This is a genomic window from Gammaproteobacteria bacterium, from assembly GCA_041395445.1.
Taxonomy (GTDB): Bacteria; Pseudomonadota; Gammaproteobacteria; order Xanthomonadales; family Marinicellaceae; genus NORP309.
Genome location: JAWLAO010000003.1, coordinates 423,551 through 438,343 on the forward strand (window position 1 = coordinate 423,551; position 14,793 = coordinate 438,343).

The window sequence follows — 14,793 nt, forward strand, 5'->3', positions numbered from 1 at the left end:
TCTTATGCCATATTGAATTGAATTAACTAGGTCATTCTAATGCAAAACTAAGCAAAAAATATGTGGGACACTTCACACAATCATAAGAAGTAGTGATAGGAACTAGATATAAAAAAGTGACTAATTCGTTATTAAATATTGTTCAGTTTGAGTAATTGTTCATTAAGTTCTTTTAACATATGTTTGTTTTCAGAGAGAGTAATCTTTTCTTTCTCAACGACGGCATGAGGTGCGGAGTTGACAAACTTCTCATTGCTCAGTTTGCTATTCGCTCTGGTGATTTCCTTGTTTGCTGTTTCTATCAATTTGTTGATACGAGTAATTTCAGCTTCCACATCAATCAACCCAGCCATTGGAATATTAATTTTCATTTCACCAACCAGAGCCACTGCGGATTCCGGAGCTTGTTCATCATTTCCAAGAACTGTGATATTTTCGAGTACAGCCATGGTTTTTAGTAATTCTTCGTTGGAATTTAGAATTTCCAAATCCTGAGGAGAAGCATTTTCCAGAATAATAGACAAAGGCTTTCTTGGAGAGATGTTCATCTCACCACGAATTTGACGAATTCCCAGAACAATAGATTGCAACCATTGCATATCATTGGCCGCTTTTTCAAAGACTAGACTCTCATCAAATTCAGGGAAAGCAGAAATCATAATACTTTCATCAGGCAGTTGCAGCTTGGTTTTTAGCTCTTGCCAGATTTCTTCGGTAATAAACGGCATCAAAGGGTGTAATAATCGCAACGCCTGATCCAGCACATATAACAAGGAGTGTTGAACATTATATTTAGTCTTTTCATCTTGCTTGAGAAGTGGTTTTGCCAGTTCCACAAACCAGTCGCAGTATTCATTCCAGATAAAATCGTAAATACACTGAGCTGCCAAATCGAGACGGAATCCATCCAAGTGCTTTCTGAACTCTTCAGTTCTTTGTTGTAAGCGTGTCAAAATCCACAATTCGGCGATTGAATCCGGCTTCCAGTTGTCGGAATTTAACTCAAAATCTTCGGTATTCATAAATACAAAACGTGATGCATTGAATATTTTGTTGGCGAAATTCCGGTAACTTTCCAGGCGGTTCATGTCAAAACGCAGATGTCTGCCATTGGTGGCAATTGCTGCAAAAGTAAACCTCAAAGCATCACAACCATTGGGTTTGATGCCATCAGGAAATTCCTTACGAGTGGCTTTTTCGATTTTGGGAGCTAATTGTGGTTGCATCAGCCCGGTGGTGCGCTTTTTCACCAACGATTCCAAATCGATACCATCAATAATATCAATTGGATCAAGTACATTGCCTTTGGACTTGGACATTTTTTGTCCATGTGAGTCATTAATCAATCCATGAATATATACTGTTTCAAACGGAATCTTATCCATGAATTTGCAACCCGCCATAATCATACGAGCGACCCAAAAGAAAATAATGTCAAATCCGGTGACTAATACCTGAGTGGGATAGAATTCTTTTAATCGATCCGTTTGTTCGGGCCATCCCAAGGTTGAAAAAGGCCACAGGTTGGATGAAAACCAAGTGTCGAAGACGTCTTCATCTTGTTTGAGTTGCAAATCATCAGATAAATTGTACTTTTCACGAACTGCTTGCTCGTCTTCTGCAACATAAATATTGCCTTCATCATCATACCAGGCAGGAACACGATGTCCCCACCACAACTGACGGGAAATACACCAGTCTTCAATATTTTCCATCCACTGATAATAGGTTTTGTCCCAGTTTTCCGGAACAAACTGAATTTCACCATCTTTGACGGCATCCAAAGCCCGTTTTGCCATGGTTTCGACTTTGACATACCATTGGTCTGTGAGATAAGGTTCAACCACAGAATGTGAGCGATCTCCACGAGGAACCATCAGTTTATGAGGTTCGATTTTTTCAAGCAAACCCAGCTCTTCAAAATCGGCGACAATTTGTTTACGCGCATCGAAACGATCCATACCATGATATTTTTCCGGCATTTCATCATTGATTCTGGCATCATCTGTTAGAACATTGATGATTTCCAGATTATGGCGTTTGCCGATTTCCGCATCATTAAAGTCGTGAGCAGGAGTGATTTTCACACATCCGGTTCCGAATTCCATGTCTACATAATCATCAGCGATTACAGGAATTTTTCTACCGGCTAATGGCAAGTCGATGGTTTTTCCAACTAAGTCTGAATATCTTTCATCATCAGGATGAACTGCGATAGCGGTATCGCCCAGCATGGTTTCAGGGCGTGTGGTTGCGACAATGACAAAACCCTTACCATCAGTTCTTGGATATTTGAGATGCCAGAGAAAACCGTCTTCTTCTTTGTTTTCGACTTCAAGGTCAGAAAGAGCCGTTTGCAAAACCGGGTCCCAATTGACTAGTCTTTTACCACGATAAATCAGACCTTCTTCATACAGTTGAATGAACTGCTTTTGAACAGCATCAGACAAGCCGTCATCCATGGTAAAGCGTTCGGTTTCCCAATCAACAGATGCGCCCAAACGGCGAATTTGACCTTGAATCGTGCCGCTGGAATGCTCTTTCCACTCCCAAACTTTTTCCAGGAACTTTTCTCGACCCAGGTCGGTTCTTTTGACACCTTGTTCTAAAAGTTGTCTTTCAACGACCATTTGAGTAGCAATTCCGGCATGATCCGTTCCGCATTGCCACAAAGTTTTTTTGCCTTGCATGCGGTTATATCGGATTAATGCATCCATAATGGTATCTTGAAATGCGTGCCCCATGTGTAAGGAACCGGTTACATTGGGCGGAGGAAGCATGATGCAGAAAGTTTCGTCAGCTTTCTTTCCTCTTCCTTTGGGTGAAAAGTATCCGGCACTTTCCCAGATGTTATACCATTTGCTTTCAATTGTTTTAGGATCGTATTTGTTTATCATAACTTATATATTTGAATTATTAGTAACACAGAGAAACACGGAGGAGACACAGAGTTACGCGGAGTTTTTTATTTATCATTTATTAATCTTTTAATACCATTTTTTAAAATTGGAACATTGAAGTTAATCAATAATCCTAGCTTGAATTTGCCCAATTTTAAATATGTCAAGAGTTGAGACTTATGTATATCTGTTAGTTTATCCACTGATTTTAATTCAACTACTATTATTCCTTCAACCAATAGGTCTATTCTGTAGCCTTGGTTTAGTTTTATTTCCTTGTAGGTGATTGGTACAGGTGTTTCTTTTTCAACTTTTAGCTCAGATTTAACTAACTCATATAGCATACATTCCTGATACGCAGACTCTAACAAGCCAGGTCCCAATTGCTTGTGTACTTCAATAGCACAAGAAATTATTTGACTTGTTAGTTTTTGATAAATCATTAAATGCCTCCGTGCAACTCTGTGTATCTCAGTGTTCCTTTTAAGCTTATTTTGAAGATTCGTTTATCAAATATTGAACCATCATGGCAACAGGGCGCCCGGTTGCACCTTCTTTTTTGTTGTTCCAGGCTGTTCCTGCGATGTCAATATGCGCCCAGTTGGCTTCTTCAGTGAAACGACTGAGGAAGCATCCGGCTGTGATGGTTCCCGCAGGGAATCCTCCAATGTTTTGCATATCGGCAAAAGATGTATCCAGTTGTTTTTGATAGTCATCCCATAAAGGAAGTTGCCATGCACGGTCATGAATTTGCTCTCCTGCTTTTAATAAATCAGTCGGAAGCTGATCTTTTTTACTCATGACAGCTGATGCCACATGACCAAGTGCAACAATACACGCTCCGGTTAATGTTGCTAAATCAATTAATACCTGAGGTTCAAATTCCTGAGCATAAGTCAAAGCATCGCATAAAATTAAACGGCCTTCTGCGTCAGTATTCAGAACTTCAATTGTTTTTCCTGAATAACTCTTAACCACATCGCCTGGTCTGTATGCATTGCCATCAGGCATGTTTTCAACAGCAGGAACGATGCTGATTAAATTGATTGGCAACTGCATTTTAGCAACCGCAACAAATGTTCCAATCACGGTTGCAGCCCCACACATGTCATATTTCATTTCATCCATGTTTAATCCCGGTTTTAATGAAATGCCGCCGGTATCAAATGTGATTCCTTTACCAACTAAAATATGAGGCTTTTGTTCTTTTTTCGCTCCATTGTATTTTAAAACAATCATCTTTGGTTTGTTGCTTGAACCTTGCCCAACAGCAAGCAAAGCATTCATACCTAATGTTTCCATTTCCTTATGGTCAAGAATCGTCAATGAGCAGTTGTCATATTTTTTGCTGATTTTTTTAGCCTTTTTCGCAAGATAATTGGGGTTACAAATATTTGGAGGAAGGTTTCCAAGTTGTCTGGTTGTTGAAATGCCTTTGGCAATGGCGCTTGCTTGTTGTATGGTTTTTTCTTGAGATTCATCGGCATAAAAATCCATTGAATCTAAGCTGTGTTTATTATCTTTTTCAAAATGCTTGGTTGATTCATAGCGGTAAGTGGTATTTGCTGCTGATATAGCAATAATTTTGCAAGCCATTTCTTTGTCTAATTTGCCAAAATCAATGGCGGTCATGTAATTTTGGACAGATTTTGCCGGAGTGCTCACCAGGCTTTTAACTGCGCTGGAAGCGGCAGATTGTAGAACTCCTAAATCACATTTGTCTTTTTTACCTAGGCCAACAATAACAACTCTTTTGTTACTATCAGTAAATAATGTTAACACTTCTCCACTATTGCCTTTAAAATCACCGCTTTTTAAAAGCTGTGAAACTTTACCTGATACCATGGAGTCTATTTCTTGGGTGATATCATCCAGTTTTTTATCAGAATAGACAGCCGCAATAATAGCATCAGTCGTTGATTGGGAAGGCTTCGTTAATGATGATGTGATTTTCATGTGTTTCTCCAATATTGTTTCAGTGTGTGATAATATTCCACCTGAAATTTTATGCGAAATGTTTTATAAACGGTGCATTTTAAACAACTAACAGAGCATGTGCCAGTAAATAGTGAACCCTTTACGAGAAAATAAGTGCAGATTCTAGCCGGATATTTAAGGAAAGAAACATTCAGAGCATTTTTGGCAATTCTGATTGTTTTGCTGATTTTCAGTATCGGGCAGTTGTTCGCTGAGTCTCTCCGTGCTGTGGCAAGAGGTGCATTGCCGACCTCTATGCTTTATATTGAGCTCGGTTTGCGGACAATTGACAGCTTAACCATTCTTTTGCCTTTATCTCTTTATCTGGCAGTTTTAGCAAAGCTTGGACAGATGTACCGAAATCAGGAATTGGTGATGTATCATGCTTCCGGAGTTTCAACAAGTCATATTTTGCGAATGTATTTGCCACAAATAGTGTTCTTTTTTATATTTCTATTAATCATTTCTACGGTCATTTTACCACTTGCTTCGCAAACTTCAGAAAGATTAACACGAGCAGCCAGTAAAGACATTTCGTTGATGGGTCTGAAGGAAGGTGTTTTCCAGGAATTATCTGGTAGCAACTCGGTCATTTATGTCAGTAAAATCAACACGGAAGAAAAGCGCCTGGAAAACATATTTGTTAATGTGACTCATGATGATCGTGTCGATACTTTAACTGCGGAATATGGTTATCAATATGAAGATGAAGAAAATGGCGAAAGATACATTTCTTTATTTAACGGCTTTAGAAATGAAGGGGTTCCGGGAAAGAAAAAATACAATTTGATGCGTTTTGAGAGAAATGACATCAAGCTACCAAAGCTGGAAGGTAAATCGGTGAATATTGATGAGAAGGGCAAAAGCACTTTTGAGTTGTTTAATTCCACTGATTTAACTGAAAAAGCTGAATTTCATAAAAGGTTGTCAAGTGCGATTGCTGCTGTTGTGCTTTTGATGTTAGCAGTTTCAATTTCAAAAACTTCTCCTCGAGATGCAAAATATACCAGTTTGGTTTTGGGTTTGTTGATTTATATATGTTATTCGTATCTTCTGGCAATCTCTTTTTCGATGATCGCTCAAGGAAAAATTCCGGGTTGGATAGGCGGATGGTGGGTGCATATTATTTTCATAATGTATGGTTTGCGAAGGATTAATAAGGTCGACGAGTTGAAATAATGTATCCGGGAGTTTTAAACAGATATTTATTCAAGTCAATTAGTATGGGAATACTGATGGCGGCCTTAATGTTCCTGACTCTTGATGTTCTCATCAGTTTTATTCAGCAGGTCAATCAGGTTGGAAAAGGCGATTTTACAGTTGGAAGTGCGTTTTATTACACCTTATTGGTAATCCCAAGCAGTATATATAATGTGTTCCCGGTGAGTGCTGTTGTTGGAGTCATGCTCGGGCTGGGTCTTTTGTCTGCGAACTCAGAGCTGGTTATTGTCCAGTCGATCGGTATCAGTAAGTTAAAATTAGCTTCAATAACAATTGTAACATTAGTGGCTTGGCTCGTGCCAATATCGCTGCTTGGGGAATTTGTTGCTGCTGATGCTAAATTGTTAGCGGAATCCTATCGTTCGACAACTATAAGTAAAAATATTGGCCTTGGTGCAAATACAGGCGTTTGGATTCGTGATAACAATGTCATTTTTAATGCGGTTCCAACCGGGAATACTTATGATATTAGAAACAAAGACATTGTTATGAATGATGTGACTGTGTATGAACTTGATGAAAGTCTTCAAGTTGAGAAAGTTTCAAAGGCCAAACAGGCAATTCACAAGCAAGGAAGTTGGGAGCTTTTTGATATTGAGGTCACGGAATTTGTTGAACTGGGAGTTGAAACCAAGAAATATGAAAAGTTAACCTGGCCCTCGAGGATTGAACCGGAAATTCTTAGTATTACTCATTCTCGCCCTAAGAACCTAAGCATCAGAGATATTCTAAAGTTCAAAAAATTCCATGTTGAAGAAAATAAAATTCCTGCAAATTATGAAATTGCTCTGTGGTCCAAGTTTTTTTATCCATTGGTGGTTATCTCCACGGCCTTGACGGCGTTGCCTTTTTTGTTTGGTTTAATGCGAGCCGGAGGATTTGGACAAAGACTATTGACTGGTATATTGCTTGGAGTGGTTTTGGACTTAAGCCACAGAACATTGTTGAATATTGGTGAGGTTTATAATGTGCATCCAACTTTAGTGACCGTGGCACCTCAGTCTCTTATATTAATTATGGTTTTGTTGTATTTGAAAACTCAAAACCAAAAATAAATTAAACTTCAGAAACCACGGTATTTGTCTGAGTAATCAAGTCCATCCATGTTGATTTCGGAGAAAGCTTCCAGAAAACCCCCAGGCCTAATAATAACGTAGAGACCACACCAACAATGAATCTGATAATTGCCTGATTCCAATTAATGGTGTGATTTTCATTTGACGCAGATTGTATCTTCATCTTCCAGGCTCTCATTCCGAGAGTTTGTCCACCTTTTTTCCATGAATAAATGTAATAAATTGCAATTTCAAAAGTAACAAGTGCGGAAAACCATAAGGTGTGTCTTTCCACCTGTTGTCCGTTCCTTATCATCAAAACAATAAATGAAGTCAGTAGTAAAATCCCTATTACCGGGAAAAGATCATATAAGAAAGCAGCGAAGTGCTTCCAGACAGGAGGTTTTGTCATTAATTTTGCCGAATAAAAAGGACTTGCATTATAGCTTTTCAAATAAAAAAAAGTGTAAAAAACGACAAAATTTGGTATCAAAAAAATTCAAGAAAATCAAAAAATCGTTGAATAAATCCTTTTCTTTTGAATCAAAGAACTGTATTCTTAGCAATCTTGAAATCGAGTGCAGGTGAATATCTGATAAGTTTTTTCCGAATTTATCAATTGCATCTGATTGTCTATAAATCAAAAATAGAGTGAAAACACGGTATGTTAAACCAAAGCATAAACAAACAAACGATGAGTAAAATTGTAACGTTGTTGCTTTTGACTCTTGTCTCAATTGTCGTAAACGCACAGCAACAATTAAACACAGCTGTTCAAGTTGTTGTTGATACAAATAATGCATCAGCAGCAACACAAACAAGAATCGACAGTTTGAACGATCAAACCGACGAGTTGACAGCAAAATATAGAAATGTTCTCAATGAAATTGAAAGTTTAAGAGAATACAATAAACAATTGGAAGCAGTTGTAAATGATCAAAGAGCTCAGATTGTCTCGATTGAACAGCAAATGACTAGCTTGGAGCAAACTAACAGAGGTGTTGTTCCAATGATTATTGAAATGATTGATTCGCTAGGTCAGCTTGTTGAAGCAGATATTCCTTTTTTAAAGGAAGAGAGGCTTGATAGAGTTGCTGAGCTGGAAGGCATGATTGGATCGCAGGCATATACCACTTCTGAACTTTATCGCAAAGTAACTGAAGCATATGGAATAGAGTTAGATTACGGTTCGACAGTTGAGTCATATCAGGATGCGTTGCCAAACGGTAAAGAGGTTGATTTTTTAAGAGTTGGTAGAACTACTTTGATTTATCAAACTCTGAATCAAGAGGTTTCCGGTTGGTGGAATTCCTCAACAGGTCAGTTTGAAGAGTTGGACAAGCGATACAATGCTGAAATTAAAGAGGCTATTCGTATTGCAAAGAAACAAGCTTCTCCTGATTTAACAGGTCTGCCTGTTTTTGCTGCTGATAACGCAGGAGGGCAATAAAAATGAAAACTAAATTTATGAAAAAAACTGTATTATTATTTTTAGTAGGTTTAACTAGCGTTGCATCAGCGATGACTTTGCCGGAATTGGTTGAGGCAGTTAGAAAATCAGCAACTGAAAGTTCAGCTGAAAACAAGCAACGTTTGGCAGAATTCAAAAGCAAAAGAGATCAGCAACAAAGATTGTTGAGCGAAGCTGAAGCGACTTTACGAGCTTTAGAGAAAAAATCCGATGAGCTTAAAACTGAGTTTGATGCTAATGAAAAATCTCTCGCAGAATTAGAAACAATTTTACATGAGAGATCAGGTAATTTAGGTGAAATGCAAGGGACGGTTAAAATTCTGTCCGGTGATTTGAGAAGTCGTGTACAAAACTCTTTGACAAGTGCAGAAATCACTGGAAGAGATGAGTTTCTATCTGAGTTGGCAGCTAAGAAAGAGTTGCCGACCATTGATGATTTGAAAAAATTATGGTTTGAAATGACCAGAGAAATTTCTGAGCAGGCTAAGATTGTTAAGTTTTCTGCACCGGTTCTGAACTCTGAAGGCGACATCGAAGAGAATGTCAGTGTGATTCGTTTAGGTGCATTCAATGCATTTGATGCAAGTGGCAACTTCTTAACATGGAATCCAGATGGTTTGTCAAATAAAGGTGTTTTATATAAACTTTCAAAACAACCAAGTGGGAAATATAAGCAAATGGCAAACAGCTTTGTCAATGCAGCCCCTGGTACAATGGTAAATGCTCCTATTGACTATACCAAAGGTACAATTTTACAAATGGTTGTCCAAACTCCAAGTTTGAAAGAAAAAGTGGAACAAGGTAAAGAAGTTGGTTATGTAATTATCGGATTGGGTGTTTTTGGATTGCTGTTGGCTTTGTGGAAATTCATCAGTTTGTATGTTTCCGGATCTAAAATCAAAAAACAACTTAAGAGCAAAACACCAAGTTCAAACAACGCTCTGGGAAGAATTATGCATGTTTATTCTGACAATCCGGATGCAGATGTTGAAACTATGGAGCTTAAAATGGATGAAGCCATATTGCGTGAGACAGCTCCTCTTGAGAGTGGCTTGTCATTCATTAAGGTGATGTATGTTATTGCTCCATTATTAGGTCTGTTAGGTACGGTTGTTGGTATGATTGCAACATTCCAAATGATTACGTTGTTTGGAACCGGGGATCCTAAAGCGATGGCGGGCGGTATCTCACAAGCATTGGTTACAACTGTTCTTGGCTTGGTAGTGGCGATTCCGTTGACTATCTTGCACTCAGTATTGCAATCAATGGCTAGAAAACAAACACAAGTTCTTGAAGAGCAAAGTGCGGGCATTATTGCCAGATTAGCGGAGAAGTAAAATGTTTTATCAGTTACAACAAAACTGGTATAAAATTCTCGACTTTATTGACATGGGTGGCCCTGTACTATGGGCCATCATGGCAGTTTTGTTTTTCATGTGGTTGATGATTGTTGAAAGAATGTGGTTCTATTCAATCACATTTCCAAAACTAAGAAAACAAATTCTAAGTGACTGGGATGCAAGGAGTGACAGATCCAGTTGGTATGCGCGGAGGATTCGCGAGCAAATGGTATCGGAAGCGAATGTCAATTTACGTTCCGGCCTTGGTTTTCTTGATGCGTTAGTGGCGATTAGTCCGTTACTGGGTTTGTTTGGAACCGTTTATGGAATGCTTAACGTATTCGATATTATGGCGATGGAAGGAACGTCAAACGCTAGAGCGATGGCTAGTGGTGTAGCAAAGGCGACGATACCAACAATGGCAGGAATGATTGCTGCGCTTTCAGGAGTTTTCTTCACGACATTTTTTAGACAAAAAACAAGAAAAGAAACCGAACATTTAGAAGATTCAATGCACCAAGGTTAAACTTGTATTGAACTGAGATAAATAATTGCTGTCACATTATAATAAAATCGTGCCGGCACACTTAAAGAGGTCATAAAATTTATGAGACGCAGACATTTTCATGAAGATGAAGCTGAAATTAATATCACTCCGATGCTGGACGTGGTTTTCATCATGCTTATATTTTTTATTGTTACAACATCATTTGTAAAAGAAACAGGGGTTTCAGTCAATCGTCCTCAAGCATCAACAGCTCAAAAAGTTGAAAAAGGAAATATATTGATTGCAATAAAAGATAATGGACAAATTTGGATTAACAAACGTGAAGTTGATATCCGTGCCGTTCGAGCTGTTGTTGAAAAAATGCATTCTGAGAACCCTGAGGGATCAGCAGTTATTATCGCTGATAAAGGGTCAAGAACTGGTGATTTAGTAACAGTGATGGATCAAATCAAAGCTGCAAAAGTTGAAAAAATTTCGATTGCAGCAACAAAAACGGAATAGTTGACAAGAGTTTAAGATATGAGTAGTTTTGTCAGAAGTAGTACATCAATTATCCCATCAGTGGTAATAACATTCTTTTTGTTTATTGGAATGCACTTTCTGGTGAATAGTTCAAAGAATGCTAAACCGGATGATAAGGATCAGATTTCTATTGATTTTTCACCGGTCAAAGTTGATGATGAAGTCAATCAGAAACAACGTAGAATTCCGAAGAAACCTCCTCCACCGAAGGAGCCACCTCCTCCACCAAAGATGAATGTACAGCAAAATCAGTCGGTGACAAATAATATGCCTACACCAAATATACCTTCGTTGAATCTGGGTGTTGGTGGAGATGGCCCTTATTTGGGACCAATGGGCTCAGGTGTTGATATGAATCAGGAAGGTGGAATTATTCCTGTTGTGACTATCGCTCCAATTTATCCTCGTAAGGCACTTATTGCGAAAATTGAAGGTTGGGTAGATATTGAGTTTACAATTACGGAAATTGGTACCGTGGTGAATCCTAGAGTGGTGGACTCTGAACCTAGACGAATTTTCGATCGTGAAGCATTGAAAGCTATATTAAGATATAAGTTTAAACCCAAGGTTGTTGATGGGAAAGCTGCGACTCAGATTGCGACACAAAGAATTGAATTTAGACTGGCTAAAGATTAATTAGAAGAAAAATATGAAAAAGATTATATTTGTAACCCTAGTTTTAGCATCTCAACTTGTCTTTGCAGGTGAAGAGTTAACCGGTAATCCGGAAAGAACACGTGAAAATAGTGGTGGTATTACTGAGTTGGTGTATAAGAAGTTTGAGAAAATTCTCGAAATGATTGCCGATAATAAATACCATGAAGCGAGAGTTGACTTAAATCAGTTGATGGCAAAAAGGCTTAACGAATATGAAAAAGCAAATGTTGAGCAATATCTTGGCTGGATTGATGCGGGTGAAGAAAAATATGCCGATGCCATTAAACATTATCAAGCTGCGTTAGCTTCTGATGCTTTACCTAATTTGACGCACTTTAGTTTGATGCTTCAGGTTGCGAGTTTGCAGTCAGCTCTTGGACAGTATCAAAAGACAATAGACTCATTGCACGAATACTACAAAGTTACTGATAAAATCAAAGATACAACATTTGCAATGGAAGGTAATGCTTATGCTCAACTCAATCAGTATAAGAAAGCGATACCTTTATTTATTAAAGCAATTGCATTGTCGGATGAGCCAAGAGAACAATGGATGTATATGTTGTACTCTCTTCATATGGAACTTTCACAATTCCAAGAAGCTGCAAATGTTTTAGAGAAGTTGATTGAGATTAATCCTAATAAAAGAGATTACTGGATTCGTTTATATAGTGTTTACTTTAATCTTAAGCAGGATAAGAAGGCTTTAGCGACATTGGTACTAGCTGATAAAAATGGCCTCTTGGATGACGAAAAAAACCGTTTAACTCTTTATAAAATGTATGCATTGATGGAAGTGCCCTATAAAGCAGGACAGGTTTTAGAAGACGGTCTTAAAAAAGGTATTGTTAAACCAAGTTTCAAACACTGGGATTCATTAGGAAAAGTTTGGTACTCAGCAGCTGAAATGGATAAGGCACTTGAGGCGTTTGACGAGGCCAGTAAATTGGCAACAGACGGTAAAATCGACTTTCAAAGAGCTAATATCTATTTCGAAAGAGAAGATTGGAAAAAAGCAAAGCAAGCTCTGAGAGAAGCCATTGAGAAAGGTGGGTTGACTGAAACACAATTTGGAAACACATGGTTGTTGCTTGGAATGGTTGAAAGTGAGATTGGTAATATTCCAGGTGCTATTGATGCCTTAAAGCATGCTAAAAATTATAAAAACGCGAGAAAAAATGCCATACAATGGATAGATCATCTAGAGAAAAAATATGCCAGACAGAAAGCTCAGCAGGAAAGAGAGCAAATCCTGACAGATGCTGTTGAGTCAACTGGTGGCTAATATATTAATTTAGAATAGAGTCAATGAGCAAGAAAAGCAGTAATGAGGAAATTGTTACTGCTTTTTTTTATGCTTTAAAACTTGAACAGGGGCTATCAGATAATACAATTTCCGGTTATATTTCAGATGTTAACCAATTTTTACGTTATTTAGAAGAATCCAACCAGCGCTTAACATCAGTTGATGAAGTAATTATTCAAAATTTTCTAAATGAAATCAGAATAAAAAAAATTAAAACCAAGAGCGTTGCCCGTAAAATATCATCAATTAAACAATTTTATTTGTTTTTACAGAAAGAAAAATATATTCAAAGCAATCCTTTTGACTTAATTACACAACCAAAAACTAGAGGAAATGTGCCTAAACCATTATCGGAAGAACAGATTGAGCAGCTTCTTAACTCTCCGGATGAGGCAGATTCAATAGGATTCCGGGATAAGACCATGTTTGAATTAATGTATGCAACCGGTATGCGCGTGAGTGAAATTGTCGATTTGCAGCTGATGCAATTGAATCTTAATCAAGGGACGGTGAGAATCTTGGGCAAAGGGTCAAAAGAAAGGTTAGTTCCTATTGGTGAATATGCAGCAGACTACTTATTAGAGTATCTAAAGTTTCATCGCTCCGGGTTACTTAAAAACAAGAAATCAAATTTTGTTTTTTTAAGTAATAGAGGACAAAATATGACGCGTCAAACTTTTTGGCATAGTGTCAAAAAATACGCAAAAAAATGCGGTATTCATCCATTACCATCACCACATATGTTGAGACATTCATTCGCAACACACTTGCTAAATAATGGAGCCGATTTACGAGTGGTACAAATGTTATTAGGACACTCGAATATTTCAACAACACAAATATATACATTAGTAGCAAAAGAAAAATTAAAAAAAATACATCATGAACATCATCCCAGAGGCTAGAAGACTAGAAATAAAAGATATTCAGTTGATATGTTAATAAATTGGAACTAAAATCTTTCCTCTTGTGTCTTAGAAAAAATAATTAACTTGGATTTAACTTATGTATAAAAAATATTTCCCTATTTTGTTGGCGGCTTCATTTGCATTAAATGCTATGGAACCAAGTGAAGAAATCAAAACAGGTATCAAAAACTTAGCTCCAACTGCTGTTGTATCATCAGCTAGTGAAACTCCAATTGATAATGTGACAGAAATTATTATTGAAGGCCCTCGAACTGGAGATGTGTATTATATTTCTGATGATGGAAAATATCTGATTAATGGTAGTATTATTGATACAACCAGCAGAAAAGACATTACAGAAGAAAGAAAATCGGGGCTACGTAAAGAAGTCATAGAAAAGGTTGGTGTGGATTCAAGAATTAATTTTTATCCTGATGATATGAAATATCACTTAACAGTGTTTACAGATATTGACTGTGGGTATTGCAGAAAATTGCATACTCAAATTGATGAATATAATAAATTGGGTATAGGAATTTCATACTTATTTTATCCTCGTTCCGGTTTAAACAGCCCATCATTTGATAAGGCTCAGACAGTCTGGTGTAACGATGATAGAAAAACAGCTTTAACAAATGCAAAATCAGGTGTTGAGTTAGAACCTAAAAAATGTGATAACCCAATCAAAGATCATTATTTGACTGGACAAGCAGCAGGCGTAACAGGGACACCAGCATTGATTTTAGATGATGGAAAATTATTGCCAGGATATCTTCCGCCACAAGATTTGTTAAATCGCTTAACTATGCTAGAAGCGCAGTAAATTTTATATAGTTTGATTAAAAAGCCGGTTTCCCCCGGCTTTTTTGTTTGCTAAAGTAATTTTAGTTACAACAAAAGCTAATGGCGTCTATCCTCGTGCAATAAA

The 14,793-nt window shown here is 37.6% G+C and carries 14 protein-coding genes; 10 read left to right on the forward strand and 4 right to left on the reverse strand.

The annotated features are described in order from the left end of the window. Positions 1–131: 131 nt before the first annotated feature. The 3 genes from R3F25_07705 to R3F25_07715 all read right to left on the reverse strand — a co-directional run bounded on the left by R3F25_07705 (position 132) and on the right by R3F25_07715 (position 4,856). Entirely contained in the window at positions 132–2,897 is a 2,766-nt protein-coding gene (locus tag R3F25_07705) for a valine--tRNA ligase (protein MEZ5496700.1), read from the reverse strand. 68 nt (positions 2,898–2,965) lie between these two features. Then, entirely contained in the window at positions 2,966–3,343 is a 378-nt protein-coding gene (locus R3F25_07710) for a GxxExxY protein (GenBank protein ID MEZ5496701.1), read from the reverse strand. Positions 3,344–3,389: 46 nt separating this feature from the next. Next, positions 3,390–4,856, reverse strand: coding sequence for a leucyl aminopeptidase (locus tag R3F25_07715; protein MEZ5496702.1), 1,467 nt, complete (start codon positions 4,854–4,856; stop codon positions 3,390–3,392). Between the two features lie 135 nt (positions 4,857–4,991). Here R3F25_07715 and lptF point away from each other — a divergent pair, with 135 nt between their 5' ends. Then, positions 4,992–6,056, forward strand: a complete 1,065-nt coding sequence (lptF, locus tag R3F25_07720; protein ID MEZ5496703.1) for an LPS export ABC transporter permease LptF — start codon at positions 4,992–4,994, stop codon at positions 6,054–6,056. Then, a complete protein-coding gene (gene lptG / locus R3F25_07725; protein ID MEZ5496704.1) occupies positions 6,056–7,153 on the forward strand; it encodes an LPS export ABC transporter permease LptG in 1,098 nt (365 codons plus the stop codon). The genes lptF and lptG overlap by 1 nt, the downstream gene beginning before the upstream one ends. A gap of 1 nt (position 7,154) precedes the next feature. On the opposite strand, the gene R3F25_07730 is transcribed toward lptG, so the two are convergent. Continuing rightward, positions 7,155–7,565 carry an RDD family protein gene (locus R3F25_07730; protein ID MEZ5496705.1) on the reverse strand — a complete coding sequence of 137 codons (411 nt, stop codon included), beginning with the start codon at positions 7,563–7,565 and terminating at the stop codon, positions 7,155–7,157. 282 nt (positions 7,566–7,847) lie between these two features. On the opposite strand from R3F25_07730, the gene R3F25_07735 reads away from it, so the two are divergent. The 8 genes from R3F25_07735 (at position 7,848) to R3F25_07770 (ending at position 14,688) form a co-directional block, all read left to right on the forward strand. After that, a complete protein-coding gene (locus R3F25_07735) occupies positions 7,848–8,603 on the forward strand; it encodes a DUF3450 domain-containing protein (protein MEZ5496706.1) in 756 nt (251 codons plus the stop codon). A 17-nt stretch (positions 8,604–8,620) separates the two neighbouring features. Continuing rightward, positions 8,621–9,961 (forward strand): MotA/TolQ/ExbB proton channel family protein, encoded by a 1,341-nt coding sequence (locus R3F25_07740; protein MEZ5496707.1) that lies wholly within the window; start codon positions 8,621–8,623, stop codon positions 9,959–9,961. Between the two features lies 1 nt (position 9,962). Next, positions 9,963–10,490, forward strand: a complete 528-nt coding sequence (locus R3F25_07745) for a MotA/TolQ/ExbB proton channel family protein (protein ID MEZ5496708.1) — start codon at positions 9,963–9,965, stop codon at positions 10,488–10,490. A gap of 81 nt (positions 10,491–10,571) precedes the next feature. After that, positions 10,572–10,973 (forward strand): biopolymer transporter ExbD, encoded by a 402-nt coding sequence (locus R3F25_07750; GenBank protein MEZ5496709.1) that lies wholly within the window; start codon positions 10,572–10,574, stop codon positions 10,971–10,973. 18 nt (positions 10,974–10,991) lie between these two features. Continuing rightward, on the forward strand, positions 10,992–11,630 hold the full coding sequence (locus R3F25_07755) for an energy transducer TonB (GenBank protein ID MEZ5496710.1): 639 nt from the start codon (positions 10,992–10,994) through the stop codon (positions 11,628–11,630). 13 nt (positions 11,631–11,643) lie between these two features. Then, the gene (locus R3F25_07760; GenBank protein ID MEZ5496711.1) at positions 11,644–12,936 is read left to right on the forward strand and encodes a hypothetical protein; all 1,293 of its coding nucleotides are present in this window, start codon (positions 11,644–11,646) and stop codon (positions 12,934–12,936) included. A gap of 23 nt (positions 12,937–12,959) precedes the next feature. Next, positions 12,960–13,862 carry a site-specific tyrosine recombinase XerD gene (gene xerD, locus R3F25_07765; protein ID MEZ5496712.1) on the forward strand — a complete coding sequence of 301 codons (903 nt, stop codon included), beginning with the start codon at positions 12,960–12,962 and terminating at the stop codon, positions 13,860–13,862. A gap of 100 nt (positions 13,863–13,962) precedes the next feature. Further along, positions 13,963–14,688, forward strand: a complete 726-nt coding sequence (locus R3F25_07770) for a thioredoxin fold domain-containing protein (protein MEZ5496713.1) — start codon at positions 13,963–13,965, stop codon at positions 14,686–14,688. Positions 14,689–14,793 lie beyond the last annotated feature (105 nt).

Bases quoted from the DNA above. Each gene is read 5' to 3' on its own strand.
- R3F25_07715 (MEZ5496702.1), bottom strand. From the start codon at position 4,856: ATGAAAATCACATCATCATTAACGAAGCCTTCCCAATCAACGACTGAT.
- R3F25_07745 (MEZ5496708.1), top strand. From the start codon at position 9,963: ATGTTTTATCAGTTACAACAAAACTGGTATAAAATTCTCGACTTTATT.
- R3F25_07730 (MEZ5496705.1), bottom strand. From the start codon at position 7,565: ATGACAAAACCTCCTGTCTGGAAGCACTTCGCTGCTTTCTTATATGAT.
- R3F25_07760 (MEZ5496711.1), top strand. From the start codon at position 11,644: ATGAAAAAGATTATATTTGTAACCCTAGTTTTAGCATCTCAACTTGTC.
- R3F25_07710 (MEZ5496701.1), bottom strand. From the start codon at position 3,343: ATGATTTATCAAAAACTAACAAGTCAAATAATTTCTTGTGCTATTGAA.
- R3F25_07705 (MEZ5496700.1), bottom strand. From the start codon at position 2,897: ATGATAAACAAATACGATCCTAAAACAATTGAAAGCAAATGGTATAAC.
- lptG (MEZ5496704.1), top strand. From the start codon at position 6,056: ATGTATCCGGGAGTTTTAAACAGATATTTATTCAAGTCAATTAGTATG.
- xerD (MEZ5496712.1), top strand. From the start codon at position 12,960: ATGAGCAAGAAAAGCAGTAATGAGGAAATTGTTACTGCTTTTTTTTAT.
- R3F25_07750 (MEZ5496709.1), top strand. From the start codon at position 10,572: ATGAGACGCAGACATTTTCATGAAGATGAAGCTGAAATTAATATCACT.
- R3F25_07735 (MEZ5496706.1), top strand. From the start codon at position 7,848: ATGAGTAAAATTGTAACGTTGTTGCTTTTGACTCTTGTCTCAATTGTC.
- R3F25_07770 (MEZ5496713.1), top strand. From the start codon at position 13,963: ATGTATAAAAAATATTTCCCTATTTTGTTGGCGGCTTCATTTGCATTA.
- R3F25_07740 (MEZ5496707.1), top strand. From the start codon at position 8,621: ATGAAAAAAACTGTATTATTATTTTTAGTAGGTTTAACTAGCGTTGCA.
- R3F25_07755 (MEZ5496710.1), top strand. From the start codon at position 10,992: ATGAGTAGTTTTGTCAGAAGTAGTACATCAATTATCCCATCAGTGGTA.